The 983-nt window shown below is 63.3% G+C and carries 1 protein-coding gene; it reads right to left on the bottom strand.

Features of this window, described 5'->3' with window-relative positions; genetic code table 11:
• On the bottom strand, window positions 1-983 hold a 983-nt coding region (locus KBI52_RS01300; RefSeq protein ID WP_210804844.1), incomplete at both ends, for a HAMP domain-containing protein.

Raw genomic sequence — 983 nt, 5'->3', positions numbered from 1 at the left:
ATGGTGTTGATGGTCGACTTCAGCTCCAGGATCTCGCCGCGCACATCGACGGTGATCTTCTTGGACAAATCGCCGTTCGCGACGGCCGTCGTCACGTCGGCAATGTTACGGACCTGGCCCGTCAGGTTCGCCGCCATCAGGTTGACGTTGTCGGTCAGATCCTTCCAGGTGCCGGCCACGCCCTCCACGCGGGCCTGGCCGCCGAGCTTGCCTTCCGAGCCCACTTCCTTCGCGACGCGGGTCACTTCCCCGGCGAAGGAGTTGAGCTGATCCACCATGGTGTTGATGGTCGATTTCAGCTCCAGGATCTCGCCCCTGACCTCCACGGTGATCTTCTTGGACAGGTCGCCGTTCGCGACGGCGGTGGTCACTTCGGCGATGTTGCGCACCTGGCCGGTCAGGTTCGCCGCCATCAGGTTCACGTTGTCGGTGAGGTCCTTCCAGGTGCCGGCGACGCCGCGCACCTGCGCCTGGCCGCCGAGCTTGCCTTCCGATCCCACCTCCTTCGCCACACGAGTCACTTCCGACGCGAAGGAGTTCAACTGGTCCACCATGGTGTTGATGGTGTTCTTCAGCTCCAGGATCTCGCCCCGGACTTCCACGGTGATCTTCTTGGACAGGTCGCCGTTCGCCACCGCGGTCGTCACGTCGGCAATGTTTCGAACCTGCGCGGTGAGGTTCGAGCCCATCATGTTAACGTTCTCGGTGAGGTCACGCCAGACGCCGCCGACGCCCTCGACCTGCGCCTGTCCGCCGAGCTTGCCCTCGGAGCCCACTTCCTTGGCGACACGGGTCACTTCCGAGGCAAACGAATTCAGCTGGTCGACCATCGTGTTGATGGTCGACTTGAGGGCCAGGATCTCGCCCTTCACGTCCACGGTGATCTTCTTGGACAGGTCGCCCCGGGCGACGGCGGTGGTCACTTCCGCGATGTTGCGGACTTGGCCGGTCAGGTTGGCCGCCATCATGTTCACGTTGTCGGT

The organism is Microvirga sp. HBU67558 (assembly GCF_018069605.1).
GTDB classification, from domain to species: Bacteria; Pseudomonadota; Alphaproteobacteria; order Rhizobiales; family Beijerinckiaceae; genus Microvirga; species Microvirga terrae.
Note: the sequence above shows the minus strand (reverse complement) of the source record. Positions and strands in the feature narration are given on the sequence as shown.